Origin of the sequence: Mesorhizobium sp. B2-3-11 (assembly GCF_006442215.1) — a bacterium.
Taxonomy (GTDB): domain Bacteria; phylum Pseudomonadota; class Alphaproteobacteria; order Rhizobiales; family Rhizobiaceae; genus Mesorhizobium; species Mesorhizobium salmacidum.
Map to the genome: position 1 here is coordinate 623,315 of NZ_VFVS01000001.1, position 13,976 is coordinate 637,290.

At 63.6% G+C, this 13,976-nt stretch carries 10 protein-coding genes; 5 read left to right on the forward strand and 5 right to left on the reverse strand.

What is annotated here, in order from left to right:
* Window positions 1–49: 49 nt before the first annotated feature.
* Entirely contained in the window at window positions 50–337 is a 288-nt protein-coding gene (locus FJ960_RS03255) for a succinate dehydrogenase assembly factor 2 (protein WP_140711802.1), read from the reverse strand.
* 93 nt (window positions 338–430) lie between these two features.
* Here FJ960_RS03255 and recG point away from each other — a divergent pair, with 93 nt between their 5' ends.
* The gene (gene recG / locus FJ960_RS03260) at window positions 431–2,539 is read left to right on the forward strand and encodes an ATP-dependent DNA helicase RecG (protein ID WP_140711804.1); all 2,109 of its coding nucleotides are present in this window, start codon (window positions 431–433) and stop codon (window positions 2,537–2,539) included.
* On the opposite strand, the gene FJ960_RS03265 is transcribed toward recG, so the two are convergent.
* From FJ960_RS03265 to FJ960_RS03280, 4 genes are all read right to left on the reverse strand, one after another.
* Window positions 2,491–3,243 (reverse strand): DUF502 domain-containing protein, encoded by a 753-nt coding sequence (locus FJ960_RS03265; protein WP_140503612.1) that lies wholly within the window; start codon window positions 3,241–3,243, stop codon window positions 2,491–2,493. The genes recG and FJ960_RS03265 overlap by 49 nt on opposite strands.
* A 91-nt stretch (window positions 3,244–3,334) precedes the next feature.
* Complete coding sequence (gene glmS / locus FJ960_RS03270) at window positions 3,335–5,158, reverse strand: glutamine--fructose-6-phosphate transaminase (isomerizing) (RefSeq protein WP_140711806.1); 1,824 nt, start codon at window positions 5,156–5,158, stop codon at window positions 3,335–3,337.
* Between the two features lie 200 nt (window positions 5,159–5,358).
* On the reverse strand, window positions 5,359–6,735 hold the full coding sequence (gene glmU / locus FJ960_RS03275) for a bifunctional UDP-N-acetylglucosamine diphosphorylase/glucosamine-1-phosphate N-acetyltransferase GlmU (RefSeq protein WP_140711808.1): 1,377 nt from the start codon (window positions 6,733–6,735) through the stop codon (window positions 5,359–5,361).
* A gap of 160 nt (window positions 6,736–6,895) precedes the next feature.
* Entirely contained in the window at window positions 6,896–7,642 is a 747-nt protein-coding gene (locus FJ960_RS03280) for a cytochrome c biogenesis CcdA family protein (RefSeq protein WP_140503606.1), read from the reverse strand.
* Between the two features lie 170 nt (window positions 7,643–7,812).
* Between FJ960_RS03280 and FJ960_RS03285 the strand changes: the two genes are divergently transcribed.
* The 4 genes from FJ960_RS03285 (at window position 7,813) to FJ960_RS03300 (ending at window position 13,913) form a co-directional block, all read left to right on the forward strand.
* A complete protein-coding gene (locus FJ960_RS03285; protein ID WP_140711810.1) occupies window positions 7,813–8,190 on the forward strand; it encodes a hypothetical protein in 378 nt (125 codons plus the stop codon).
* Window positions 8,191–8,529: 339 nt separating this feature from the next.
* Window positions 8,530–11,166 carry a type I DNA topoisomerase gene (gene topA / locus FJ960_RS03290; RefSeq protein ID WP_140711812.1) on the forward strand — a complete coding sequence of 879 codons (2,637 nt, stop codon included), beginning with the start codon at window positions 8,530–8,532 and terminating at the stop codon, window positions 11,164–11,166.
* 6 nt (window positions 11,167–11,172) lie between these two features.
* Window positions 11,173–13,479 carry a ribonuclease R gene (gene rnr / locus FJ960_RS03295; RefSeq protein ID WP_140711814.1) on the forward strand — a complete coding sequence of 769 codons (2,307 nt, stop codon included), beginning with the start codon at window positions 11,173–11,175 and terminating at the stop codon, window positions 13,477–13,479.
* The gene (locus tag FJ960_RS03300) at window positions 13,479–13,913 is read left to right on the forward strand and encodes a DUF983 domain-containing protein (protein ID WP_181174137.1); all 435 of its coding nucleotides are present in this window, start codon (window positions 13,479–13,481) and stop codon (window positions 13,911–13,913) included. Before rnr ends, FJ960_RS03300 begins: the two co-directional genes overlap by 1 nt.
* Window positions 13,914–13,976 lie beyond the last annotated feature (63 nt).

A 13,976-nucleotide genomic window follows, 5' to 3' on the forward strand; every position in this document is an offset into this window, starting at 1 on the left:
CAATTCCGAACGGAAAACCGCTTCGCACTTTTCCTGGAATTGCTTTTGTTCAGAATGTCATGGTCCGGCGTGACGCCAGGATTTTTTGCAGGACGGCACAGTCGATCTCCGCCGGCACCGGGCGTTCGCCCGTGACCAGCGGCAGGAATTCTGTGTCGGCAATATCGAGGAGCTTCTCATATTGTTCGATTTCCTCGGCGGTCAAGGTGCCGATCTCGGTATCGGCGAAGGTGCCGAGGATGAGGTCCATCTCGCGTAGGCCGCGATGCCAGGAGCGGAACAACAGCTTGCGGCGGTGGGCGTCCAGCCCCTCGCTTGATCGTTTCGTTCCGGTCATTGTGCCGCATCCTCGCTTCAAGCGGCGCATATAGCGTGGATAGTGGGCGGTGTCAGCCTTTGCGCTGCGGCCATCGCGACATAAGCTGACATCATGCGTCCTTCCATACTCGATCCCCTGTTTGTCCCGATCACCTCGCTTGCCGGCGTCGGGCCGAAGGTCGGTGCGTTGATCGAGAAGGTCGTGGCGGCCGACCTCGGCGATCGCGCCGCGCGCGCCGGTGACCTCCTGTTCGTGCTGCCCCACACCGTCATCGACCGCCGCAATCGGCCTGGCATCGCCCTCGCGGCCGAAGGCGCCATCGTGACGCTCGAGCTGCGCATAGACCGACACCAGCCGCCGCCGCGCGGCAACAGGTCGGTGCCCTACCGGGTCTACGCCCATGACGATACCGGCGAAATCGGCCTGACCTTCTTCCATGCCCATGCCGCCTATCTCGAAAAGGCAATGCCTGTCGGCGAGCATGTCGTGGTGTCAGGCCGTATGGAATGGTTCAACGGACGCCCGACCATGGTCCATCCCGACCATATCGCACTCGCCGGCGAAGCCGAGAACCTGCCGCTGGTCGAGCCGGTCTATCCGCTGACCGCGGGGCTATCCGGCAAGGTGCTGCGCCGTGCGATCGGCCAGGCGCTCGGCCGCCTGCCGGACCTGCCGGAATGGCAGGATGATGCCTTTATGCGCCGCCAGAGCTTTCCGTCCATTGGCAACGCGCTGACCCGTATCCATTATCCCGGCGATCCGCTCGATGTCGCGGTCGAAGGGGCTGCATGGCGCCGCCTCGCCTATGATGAATTGCTCGCCGGCCAGGTCTCGCTGGCCCTGGTGCGGGCAAAGGTGCGACGCCTGTCAGGCCGCCCTCTCGTCGGCGATGGCCGCATCGTCGAGGAGCTGCGCGCGGCCCTGCCCTATTCGCTTACTCCCTCGCAGGAATTCGCGCTCGCCGAAATCAACGCCGATCTCGCCGATCCAGAGCGCATGCTGCGGCTGCTGCAAGGCGATGTCGGTTCGGGCAAGACGGTCGTGGCTTTGTTGGCCATGGCACGCGCCGTCGAGGCCGGCGGCCAGGCGGCGCTGATGGCGCCGACCGAAATCCTGGCGCGCCAGCATCTGGCGACGATCACCCCGCTTGCAGCCAAGGTCGGCTTGCGCATCGCCATCCTGACCGGCCGTGAAAAGGGCCGCGAGCGAGCCGAAACACTGGCTGGTCTTGCCAGCGGCGAGATCGATATCATCGTCGGCACCCACGCGCTGTTTCAGGAAACGGTCAGCTTCCACGATCTGGTCCTGGCCGTCATCGATGAGCAGCATCGCTTCGGCGTTCATCAGCGGCTTGCCATCACCGCCAAGGGCGACGCGCCCGACATGCTGGTGATGACCGCGACCCCGATCCCGCGCACGCTGGTGCTGACCGCCTTCGGCGACATGGATGTCTCGAAGCTGACGGAAAAACCGGCCGGCCGTCAGCCGATCCGCACCGTCACGCTGCCGCTCGAACGGCTCGACGAGCTGATCGGCCGCATGCTCGATGCCGTCGCGGATGGCCAGAAGATCTACTGGATTTGCCCGCTGGTCGAGGAATCCGAAGAAATCAAGCTAATGTCGGCCGAGGATCGTTTCGCTTCGCTGAAGCCGCTGTTCGGCGATCGCATCGGCCTTGTCCATGGCCGCATGAAGGGTGCCGAGAAGGACGAGGCGATGCATGCCTTCAAGCAAGGCGAGACGCGCATCCTGATCGCCACCACGGTCATCGAAGTCGGCGTCGATGTTCCTGACGCCACGATCATGGTCATCGAGCATGCCGAACGCTTCGGGCTCGCCCAATTGCACCAGTTGCGCGGCCGGGTCGGACGCGGCGACAAGCCCTCATCCTGCGTGCTGCTCTACAAGGACCCGCTTGGCGAGACCGCCAAACGCCGGCTGTCGGTGATGCGCGAGACCGAGGACGGCTTCCTGATCGCCGAAGAGGATCTGAAACTGCGCGGCGAAGGCGAATTGCTCGGTACCCGCCAGTCCGGCACGCCTGGTTTCCAGGTGGCGCGCATCGAGGTGCATGCCGATCTGCTGGAGGCCGCCCGAGACGACGCCAGGCTGATCCTATCGCGGGACCCCGAACTGCAATCGGATCGCGGCGAGGCGCTGCGGCTCCTGCTCTATTTGTTCGGCCGCGACGAGGCCGTGCGGCTCCTGCGCGCCGGATGAGGCCCTAGCGGCGGATTGGCCAAGGTTCCGTTGATCGGCTCACCGTTCAGCGTCACCAATTTCGTCTTCACCTCGGGGGCCACCAACCCGGCCGACACGATCAGCTTGGCGCCGTCCTCGATGGTCATGTCGAGCGGCACGATATCCGACTTCAGAACATACATCAGGAAACCGGTCGTCGGGTTCGGCGTGCACGGCATGAACACCGCAATCAGTGGATCGCCTTCCTGGTCGAGCTTCTGGTTGATCTCGGTTTCCTTCTCGCTGGCGACAAACACCAGCGACCACACGCCTTTGCGTGGATATTCGACCAGCCCAACTTGACGGAACATATCGCCCTTATTCGACAGCACGGTCTCGAAAATCTGCTTCAGCGAGCCATAGATGCCGCGCACCAGGGGCATGCGGCCAAGCAGGCGCTCGCCAAAGCCGACGATGGCGCGGCCGACAATGTTGGCCGTCAGGAAGCCGATCAGCGTGATCAGGATGAGCGCGACGATCAGCCCGAACCCCGGAACCGGGAACGGCAGATAGCTGTCGGGACTGTAGCGCGCCGGAATATAGGGTTTGACCCAGGAATCGACCCAGCCGATGAAGGACCAGGCGATATAGGCGGTGATCGCCAGCGGCGCGCAGACGATGAAGCCCGTGAGGAAATAGTTCCTCAGCCGGGTCATGCCGGAAGTCTTCGAAGCGTCTGACATGGTTCACCGGGCACGGGTTGCGGCGCGACATTAGTAAACCGGAAGGCGCTTTGGAACTGCGAAGTTTTTAAACGCGCCTGTTTGTAGGCGCCTACTCCACCGTCACCGATTTCGCCAGATTGCGCGGCTGATCGACGTCGGTGCCCATGAACACGGCGGCGAAATACGCAAGCATCTGGATCGGCAGCGCGTAGATGATGGGCGAGATGATTTCCGGCACATCCGGAAGCACGATGGTCTCCATCGTCTTCACGCTCACCTGTGCCGCGCCCTTGGCGTCGGTGATCAGGATGATCTTGCCGCCACGCGCCGCCACTTCCTGCATGTTGGACACGGTCTTTTCGAAGATGCGATCGTGCGGCGCAATCACGATCACCGGCATGTTCTCGTCGATCAGCGCGATCGGCCCGTGCTTCAGCTCACCCGCGGCATAGCCTTCGGCATGGATGTAGGAGATTTCCTTGAGCTTCAGCGCGCCTTCCATGGCCAGCGGGAAATTGGTGTCGCGTCCAAGATAGAGCACGTCCTTGTAGCGAGACAGCTCCCGCGCGATCCGTTCGATCTGTTGTTCGAGCTTCAGCACCTGGTTGGCATAGCGCGGCGCTTCGGAGAGCTCCCGCACCAATGTTTTCTCTTGCTCCTTCGAGATCGCCCCGCGCGCCACGCCGGCGCGCACGGCAAGCGACGCGAGCACAGACAACTGACAGGTGAAAGCCTTGGTCGAAGCGACGCCGATCTCAGGCCCCGCCAGCGTCGGCAGCACGACGTCGGATTCGCGCGCCATGGTCGATTCCCGCACATTGACGACCGCGCCGATCTTCATGCCGGCCTTGCGGCAATAGCGCAGCGAAGCCAGCGTATCGGCGGTCTCGCCGGACTGCGAGATGAAGAAGGCGGCATCGCTGGCCGACAGCGGCATCTCGCGGTAACGGAATTCCGACGCGACATCGATATCGACCGGCAGCCGAGCATAGCGCTCGAACCAGTATTTGCCGATCAGGCCGGCGAGATACGCAGTGCCGCAGGCGGAGATAGCCAGGCGGCCGATCTTGGCGAAATCGAATGGCAGGTCGAGCGGCTTGGAGACGCCGGAGACGAAATCGACGTAGTGCGCCAGTGTGTGCGAGATCACTTCGGGCTGCTCATGGATTTCCTTTTCCATGAAATGGCGGCGGTTGCCCTTGTCGACCATGAAGCTGGTCGACAGCGACTGCTGGCGCTTGCGGTCGACTTTCTTGCCGTCGATGTCGAAGATGGCGACGCTCTCGCGGCGCACCACCGCCCAGTCGCCGTCCTCGAGATAGGTGATCGAATTGGTGAATGGAGCGAGCGCGATGGCGTCGGAGCCCAAATACATCTCGCCATCGCCATGGCCGACCGCCAGTGGCGGGCCGTTACGCGCGCCGACAATCAGGTCCTCGTCACCCTTGAACATGATGGCCAGCGCAAAGGCGCCTTCCAGCCGCTTCAGCGCCTTGTGCGCGGCCTCGACCGGCTTCAGACCTTTCGCGAGTTCCCGTGCCACCAGATGCGCCACGACCTCGGTGTCGGTCTGCGACGAGAAGGAATAGCCGTCGCGGACCAGCTCGTCGCGCAGTTCGGCGAAATTCTCGATGATGCCGTTGTGAACGATGGCGACGCCCTCCGAAAAGTGCGGATGCGCATTGGTCTCGTTGGGCACGCCGTGGGTCGCCCAGCGTGTATGGCCGATACCGATCGTGCCGTCGAGCGGCTCATCCTTGAGCCGGCGTTCGAGGTTGACCAGCTTGCCCTCGGCACGGCGGCGGCCAAGTTGACCCTTTTCGACGGTGGCGACGCCTGCCGAGTCATAACCGCGATATTCGAGCCGCTTCAGCGCGTCGACGATGAGCGGCGCAACCTGCGAGTGGCCGACGATTCCAACGATACCGCACATGCAGACAGTCCCCGATTGCCCATGGAAAACCAGCGCTATTTAGGGGTGGCCGGCCTGCCGCGAAAGTCACATTGCATTTCGTCCGGTGTAACGGACACTTGCGCACGCATGCACCATGACAGACCGCTCTTGCAATCCGGTTACTGCAATCGTTCGTTTTTTTCGATTGCTTCGGCAAGAAAGCAGACTTGTCGACCAGGCTAATGGTCGGCGCCGGCCGCCTTCTTCTTCGCCGCCGCGGCGGAAGCAAACCGTTCGCGCAACTCCTTCCCCTTACCGGGGATCGTCTTCTGGCGAGCCCGGCCGAAGGCCAGAGCGTCGTCGGGAACGGTTTCAGTGATGACACTGCCCGACGCGATATAGCCGCCATTGCCGATGGTGACGGGTGCCACGAGCGAGGAATTGGAGCCGATGAAGGCGCCCTCGCCGATGTCGGTGAAGAATTTCGAATAGCCATCGTAGTTGCAGGTGATGGTGCCGGCGCCGATATTGGCGCCGGCGCCGACGCGAGCGTCACCGATATAGGTCAGGTGGTTGACCTTGGCGCCCTCCTCGATAACGGCCTGCTTGACCTCGCAGAAATTGCCGACCTTGGCCTTGTTCCTGAGATCGGCGCCTGGCCGCAGCCGTGCGAATGGCCCGACATTGCAATTGGAGGCGATGGTGGCGCCTTCGATATGGCTGAAGGCGTGGATCTTGGCACCCGAGGCAACCATCACACCCGGTCCGAACCAGACATTGGGCTCGACGATCGTGTCGGCGCCGATTTCGGTATCGTGCGAGAAATAGACGGTTTCCGGCGCAATCAGCGTCACGCCCGACAGCATCGCCTCATGGCGCCGGCGCTGTTGCCAGATGGCTTCGGCTTGCGCCAGTTCGGCGCGGTTGTTGATGCCGAGCGCGTTCTCGAAGCTGGCTTCGGTGGCGACGACATCGAGGCCCTGCGCGCCGGCAATCTCGACGATGTCGGTGAGATAATACTCGCCCTTGGCGTTCTTGTTGCCGACCGCGTCGAGCAGTTTCAGCGCGTGCGCGCCGGCCACCGCCATCATGCCGGCGTTGCAGAAGCCGATCTTCTTCTCCGCCTCGGAACAGTCCTTCTCCTCGCGGATGGCGACGAGCCGGCCAGCTTGCTCGATCAGGCGGCCGTATCCGGCCGGATTTGGCGGGCGAAAACCAATGACCGCGACAGCGGCGCCCTCGGCCAGCTTCCGGCGCGCCGTTGCGAGCGCCTGCGCATCGATCAGCGGCGTGTCGCCAAACATCACGAGGACGTCGTCATAACCCTTTGATATCGCTGCGCGGGCAGCGATCACTGCATGCGCCGTACCCAAGCGCTTTTCCTGCACGAAGGTCTCAGCCTCAGGTGCGAACTTCGCCGCCGTCTTGCGCATCTCGTCGGCGCCATGACCGATCACCAGCGCCACGCCGCTCGCACCAGCGGCCTCGGCCGCCTTCACCACATGGGCGACCATCGGCAACCCAGCGATCTGGTGCAGCACCTTCGGCAGCGCGCTCTTCATGCGTGTGCCTTCGCCGGCGGCGAGGATGACGGACAGGCAGGTTCTCTGGTTCATGGAAAGGCAACCATATGAAATGCGTTGGGAATCAAGACATGCTAGCAGTGGCGCCATGCTGCACCAATGCGGTTAAATTCCGGTGAGATGGTAGAGCAGCTGACTCTTTAATCAGCGGGTCCGCGGCTCAATCCCGTGCCTCGCCCCACGCCGATAAGCCTCAGCCCAACCGCCCCAACACCGGAAAATTCTCCAGCAGCCAGTAGGACACCGTCTGCACGCCGCCGGTGAGGAAGAACACGCCGGCGACCACCAGGAGCGCGCCGATCGCCTTCTCGACAAGGCCGAGGTGGACGCGGAACTTGCCGAGGAAGCGCATGAAGGCGCCGGAGAACAGCGCGGCGATCAGGAACGGGATGCCGAGGCCTAGCGAATAGGCGGCGAGCAGCAGCGCGCCCTCGCCCACGGTTTCGCGGCCGCCGGCCAGCGTCAGGATCGGCCCCAGCACCGGGCCGATGCAGGGGGTCCAGCCGAAGGCGAAGGCAAGTCCCATGACATAGGCGGCGACGGCGCTGGCCGGCTTGCCCTGCGACTGGAAACGCGCCTCCCGCGACAACAGCGGAATGCGCAGGATGCCCAAAAAGTTCAGGCCCATCAGGATGATCAGCACGCCGGCGCCCATCGCCAGCGGCTCCTGCCAGACGCGCAGCAACCGGCCGATGGTCGACGCGCCGGCACCGAGCGCGACGAAGACGGTCGAAAAACCGAGCACGAAGGCGATCGAGGAATAAAGGAGCGCGCCGCGCGCGCCTTCGCGGGCCGTCGCGCCCGCATTGCCGCGAAAATCGTCGACCGACACGCCGGCCATGTAGCAGAGATAGGGCGGCACCAGCGGCAGCACGCATGGCGACAGAAACGAGATGGCCCCCGCCCCGACCGCGCTGACATAGCCGATATCCAATGCCATTCCAAAGCTCCGACTGTTTGGCGACGATATAGCTGCACGCGGGTTTGTCCGCCAATCACCATCGTGTGGCAAGTCATCGCGGGCCGGGGAAGAAAGCACATGCGCAGGGCGTTGACACAACGAGGCCGCGACTTTCCGCGCGCCTGCGAATAACAGCCACGGAGATTTCCATGAAAACGACAACCGCAGCGCTGGCCGCGCTTCTGCTCAGCACCGCCGCCTCCTTTGCCGCAGAGGCGTGGAAGGAAGCCGATGTCGGCGGCACCAAGATTTATACCGATGCCAAAGGCATGACGCTTTACACCTATGACAAGGACGAGAAGGGCAAGACCAATTGCTACGACAAATGCGCCACCAACTGGCCGCCGCTGAAGGCCAAGGCAGGCGCCAAGGCCGGCGACGAATGGAGCGTTGTCGATCGCACCGACGGCACCAAGATGTGGGCCTATGACGGCAAGCCCGTCTACACCTTCATCAAGGACAAGAAGGCCGGCGACATGAGCGGTGATGGCGTCGCCGGTGCCTGGCACATCGTCAAGGCCGATTAGGCTTACCCCTGCTCCCTGCCTGCGGGCGGGCAAGCTGGTCGCCGCATTCCTCTGTTCAGCCGGCGGCCAGCATCGACGGCAGGCGAGCGAACGGCTTTCCACGACTCGCCCGGAGTTTGAAGCGGGAGTTTCCGCCGACTCCCGACCGCCGTCGCCTTGACCAAAATTCTGTGATTTTCTCCATACACTCTAAGAGTGTATTGCTGCCGGCACCTCCGCAATTTGGCCCCTTCCCCTTGACCGGATGCAAAAGCGCGGCCATGTGAGCGACGAACAGAACCGAGATTTCGTCGCGCGCAGCGGAATTCTTCTGCCGCATCACAGCTGATATGAGACCTCATGGACGTCGTCGTCGTCGAATCGCCGGCCAAAGCGAAGACAATTAACAAATACCTGGGCAGGAACTACAAGGTTCTGGCCTCGTTCGGCCATGTCCGCGATTTGCCGGCCAAGGATGGCTCGGTGCGTCCGGATGAAGATTTCGCCATGTCCTGGGCGGTCGACACCGCGTCCGGCAAGCGTCTCGCCGACATCGCCAAGGCGGTCAAGGATGCCGACGGCCTGATCCTCGCCACCGACCCGGATCGCGAAGGCGAAGCGATCTCCTGGCACGTGCTGGAAGTCCTGAAGCAGAAGCGCGCGCTGAAGGACAAGCCAGTCAGCCGCGTCGTCTTCAACGCCATCACCAAATCGTCGGTGCTGGAGGCGATGGCCAATCCGCGCCAGATCGATGCGCCGCTGGTCGACGCCTATCTCGCCCGCCGGGCACTCGATTACCTCGTCGGCTTCACGCTGTCGCCGGTGCTGTGGCGCAAATTGCCGGGCGCCCGTTCGGCCGGCCGCGTCCAGTCGGTGGCGCTGCGCCTGGTCTGCGACCGCGAATCCGAAATCGAGCGCTTCATCCGCGAGGAATACTGGCAGATCGCTGCCATCCTCGGCACACCGCGCAACGAGACCTTCGAAGCTCGCCTGACCGCATTCGAGCGCAAGAAGCTGCAAAAGCTCGATATTTCCAATAAGGCGCAGGCCGACGACATCAAGGCAATGCTCGAGGGTGCTACCTTCAAGGCGCTGTCCGTCGAAGCCAAGCCGACCAAGCGCAACCCCGGCCCGCCCTTCACCACCTCGACGTTGCAGCAGGCAGCCTCGTCGGGTCTCGGCTTCTCGGCCACGCGCACCATGCAGGTGGCGCAGCGGCTCTATGAGGGCATGGAGATCGGCGGCGAAACCACCGGCCTGATCACCTATATGCGAACCGACGGCGTGCAGATGGCGCCCGAGGCGATCGACGCCGCTCGCGATGCGGTCGCAAAGGAATTCGGCCCGAAGTACTTGCCGGAAAAGCCGCGCCAGTACACCACCAAGGCCAAAAACGCCCAGGAAGCGCACGAAGCCATCCGCCCGACGGATTTCATGCGCACCCCGGCGTCGGTCCGGCAATATCTCGATGCCGACCAGGCACGGCTCTATGAACTGATCTGGAAGCGCGCCATCGCCAGCCAGATGCAGTCGGCCGAGATCGAGCGCACCACTGTCGAGATCGAGGCGCTGAATGGCGCCCGCACGGCCGAGCTTCGCGCCGTTGGCTCGGTCGTCCGCTTCGACGGCTTCATAGCCGCCTATACCGACCAGAAGGACGACGACACGGAAGACGAGGAAAACCGCCGTCTGCCGGCAATCCGCGCCGGCGAGCAGCTCGCCCGCCGTGCAATCAATGCCACGCAGCACACGACCGAGCCGCCGCCGCGCTATTCCGAGGCGTCGCTGATCAAAAAGCTGGAAGAACTCGGCATCGGCCGTCCCTCGACCTACACGGCGATCCTGAAGACGCTCGAGGACCGCGACTATGTCACGATCGACAAGCGCCGGCTGGTGCCGCAGGCCAAGGGCCGCCTGCTGTCGGCCTTCCTGGAAAGCTTCTTCGAGCGCTATGTCGAGTACGACTTCACCGCATCGCTGGAGGAAAAGCTCGACGAGATTTCCGACGGCAAGCTCGCCTGGAAGGACGTGCTGCGCGATTTCTGGAAGGATTTTTCCGGCGCCGTCGCCGACATCAAGGAATTGCGCGTCACCGATGTGCTCGATGCGCTGAATGAGGAACTGGCGCCACTGGTTTTCCCCGCCCGCGAGGACGGCTCCAATCCGCGCATCTGTCCGAAATGCGGCACCGGCAATCTGTCGCTGAAGCTCGGCAAGTTCGGCGCTTTCGTCGGCTGCTCGAATTATCCCGAATGCTCCTTTACCCGCCAGCTCGGCGACGCCGCAAACCCCAACGGGGAGAATGGCGGTGGCGAGGACGGCACCAAGATCCTCGGCAAGGATCCTTACACCGCCGAGGAAATCACGCTTCGCTCAGGCCGTTTTGGCCCCTACATCCAGCGCGGCGAGGGCAAGGAAGCCAAGCGCTCGAGCCTGCCCAAGGGCTGGACGCCTGAATCCATCGATCACGAGAAGGCGCTCGCCTTGCTGGGGCTGCCGCGGGACGTAGGCAAACATCCCGAATCCGGCAAGATGATCTCGGCGGGGCTCGGCCGCTATGGTCCGTTCGTGCTGCACGATGGCACCTACGCCAATCTGGACAGCATCGAGGACGTGTTCTCGATCGGCCTCAACCGCGCCGTCACCGTGATTGCCGAGAAGCAGTCCAAGGGCAAGGGCGGCCGCAACGGCGGCACGCCGGCAGCCCTGAAGGAGCTCGGCGACCATCCGGACGGCGGCGGCAAGATCGTCGTGCGCGACGGCAAGTACGGACCTTACGTCAATTTCGGAAAGGTCAACGCCACGCTGCCCAAGGGCAAGGATCCGCAATCGGTGACCATCGAGGATGCGCTGGCGCTGATAGCCGAGAAGGAAGCCAAGGGCGGCGGCGGCAAGAAACCGTTCCGCAAGGCTGCGGCGGCCAAGACCCCCACAACCAAGAAAACCTCAACCAAGAAGGCAGCCGCCAAGAAGCCGGCCGCGAAGAAAAAAGGGTAGAACGGCGTGGCGCGCAGGATCACCGGAAGAAGCCACGGCGATCCCCGCACCGCCGACACCCGGGCCAAGGTCAAGGACAACTACCGGCCCTCGCGTGACGAAATCCTGCGCTACATCGCCGAAAACCCGGATCGCGCCGGAAAGCGCGACATCGCCAAGGCGTTCGCACTGCGCGGCGATGACCGCGTCTGGCTGAAGGATCTCCTGCGCGATCTGCAGGACGAAGGCGTTCTGACCAAGGAGCGCAAGCGGCTGGCCCGGGTCGGCACCCTGCCCCATGTCGCCGTGCTCGACATCTTTGGCCGCGATGGCGATGGTACCTTGCTGGCGCACCCGACCGAGGCGGTCGGCCCGGGCGAGCCTCCCGTGGTCTCGATCCGCGTTTCGCGTGGGGGCAGCGGACCAGCGCCAGGCATTGGCGACCGCGTGCTGGCCAAGACGTTTCCGACCGATGATCCGTCGGGGCCTGCCTATACCGGCCGGGTGATGAAGATCTTCGAGAAGCGCACGGATGCCGTCCTCGGTGTCTTCCGTGTGCTTCAGGACGGCAGCTTCCGCATCGAACCGGTGGAACGGCGCCAGCCTGAGCTGATCGTCGACAAGGAATTCCAGAACGGCGCCAAGAATGGCGATCTTGTCGAGGTCGAGCCCGCGCGCGCCTCCCGCTACGGGCTGCCGCGCGCCAAGGTGCTCAACGTGCTGGGTTCGCTGACCAGCGAAAAGGCGGTCTCGATGATCGCCATTCACGCGCACGACATTCCGCACATTTTTCCAGCCGATGTCATTGCCGAATCCGAGGCGGTGAAGCCGGCGACGCTTGCCCATCGCGAGGACTGGCGCGACCTGCCGCTGGTCACCATCGATCCGGCCGACGCCAAGGATCATGACGACGCTGTGTTCGCCACGCCTGACCTCGACGAGAAAAATCTCGGCGGCTTTATCGCCACCGTCGCGATCGCCGATGTCGCCGCCTATGTCCGCTACGGCACGGCTCTCGACCGCGAGGCCATGAAGCGCGGCAATTCGGTCTATTTCCCCGATCGCGTCGTGCCGATGCTGCCCGAGCGCATCTCCAACGATCTCTGCTCGCTGCGCGAGGGTCAGGACCGTCCGGCGCTGGCGGTGCGCATGACCTTCTCCGCCGATGGCCGCAAGATCAGGCATTCCTTCCACCGCGTCATGATGAAGTCGGCGGCCAAGCTCGCCTACAGCCAAGCCCAGTCGGCGATCGACGGCGTGCCGGACGACAAGACCGGCCCGATCCTCGACACGGTGCTGAGGCCGCTGTGGGACGCCTACGCGATCCTCAAGCGCGGCCGCGACAGCCGCCAGCCGCTCGAGCTCGACCTGCCGGAGCGCAAGATCCTGCTCAAGCCGGATGGCACGGTCGACCGCGTCATCGTGCCGGAGCGACTCGACGCCCACAAGCTGATCGAAGAGTTCATGATCCAGGCCAACGTCGCCGCGGCCGAAACGCTGGAGGGCAAGAAGCAGGCGCTGGTCTATCGCATTCACGACGCGCCGTCGCTGGCTAAGCAGGAATCGCTGCGCGAATTCCTGCAGACGCTTAGCCTGTCATTGGCGCGTGGTGCGCAGATGCGGCCCAGCCAGTTCAACGGCATTCTGGAGCGCGTACGCGGCGCCGACAACGAGGCGCTGGTCAACGAGGTGGTGCTGCGCTCGCAGAGCCAGGCCGAATATTCACCCAAGAACATCGGCCATTTCGGCCTCAACCTCAGCCGCTACGCGCATTTCACCTCGCCGATCCGCCGCTATGCCGATCTGATCGTCCATCGCGGGCTTATTGGCGCGCTCGACCTTGGTCCCGGAGGGCTGACGCAAGATGAGGAGGTTCGCCTCGAAGACGTTGCGGTGCTGATCTCCGGCACGGAACGGCGCGCAATGGCTGCCGAGCGCGACACAGTCGACCGGCTGATCTCCGCCTATCTCGCCGAGCGCATCAACGACCGCTTCGATGCCCGTATCTCCGGCGTCACCAAATCAGGACTTTTTGTCCAATTGCCGCAGTATGGCGCCGATGGTTTCATCCCTGTGTCAACTCTGGGCGGCGATTACTACATATACGACGAAACGGCTCGCTCCCTGTTCGGAGAACGCTCGGGCAAAGGCTACCAGCTCGCGGACCGCGTCGAGGTCCGGCTCGTCGAGGTGGCGCCAATGGCCGGCGCGATGCGCTTCGAGATGTTGACCGACCCAAAGCCCCTGCCAGGCTCCAGCAGGTCGTTTCACAAGGCTAAGGGCCGCGCCCGTGCGTCGCAATCGCGACCGGGGTCGCGCGGCAGGAGACGATGATGGAACAACAGGTTTTTGGCGGCGAGCATCACTCTGGCCGGGTTGCCCGCCCATTGTGGACGGCGATGAAGCGGGGCCTCTTGGGCCGCTGCCCGAATTGCGGCGAAGGCAAGCTCTTCCGCGGCTTCACCAAGACCGTCGAAACCTGCAGCGTCTGCGGCGAGGAGATTCATCACCATCGCGCCGACGATTTGCCCGCCTATCTGGTCATCGTCATCGTCGGCCACATCGTGCTCGGCGCCTTCATGGGTGTCGAGGCGACCTCGACCTTGTCCACCGGGGAGCACATCCTCATCTGGGTGCCCTTGACCATCCTTCTGTCGGTCGCGCTGCTGCAGCCGGTCAAAGGCGCCGTCATCGGATTGCAATGGGCGTTCTATATGCACGGGTTTGGTGGCGAAAAGGATGTGATCGAGTCGCATCCCGGGGCCTGAAATGTTGGCTGGCGCAACATGCCAATCGGTAGGGCTACTTTCGCATGCAAGAAGTTTCCGCTA